Origin of the sequence: Alexandriicola marinus (assembly GCF_004000435.1) — a bacterium.
In the GTDB taxonomy this organism is placed as follows: Bacteria; Pseudomonadota; Alphaproteobacteria; order Rhodobacterales; family Rhodobacteraceae; genus Alexandriicola; species Alexandriicola marinus.
The window spans coordinates 1-298 of record NZ_RBVZ01000092.1 but is presented as its reverse complement, the minus strand read 5'-3'; the positions used below and the strand labels follow the sequence as shown (position 1 = coordinate 298).

General features: G+C 64.8%; 1 pseudogene. It reads right to left on the bottom strand.

Annotation, left to right across the window (positions count from 1 at the left end):
- A pseudogene (locus EP376_RS22815) lies at positions 1-298 on the bottom strand (bifunctional salicylyl-CoA 5-hydroxylase/oxidoreductase); the annotation flags it as partial.

Here is a 298-nt window from a genome sequence, read left to right as displayed (position 1 = left end):
CGCGGTCGCGCAGGCGCAGGTTCTCGTGGCTTATGCGCTGCGAGCGAGTGAGAAGCGAGTAGTTGAACTGAACCGGGTCGAGGTCGAGATACCGCTCCACCTCCTCGAACCACTCCAGCGAGTTGCGCGCGGCCGATTGCAGCCGCAGAACCTCGAGGCGCCGCTCTTCCTGGTAACGTTCGAACGCCTTTTCGAGCGTGGGTTCGCTGTGCAGATAATCCGCCAGCGCGATCGCGCTGTCGAATGCAAGCCGCGTTCCCGAGCCGATGGAGAAATGCCCCGTCGCGGCGGCGTCGCC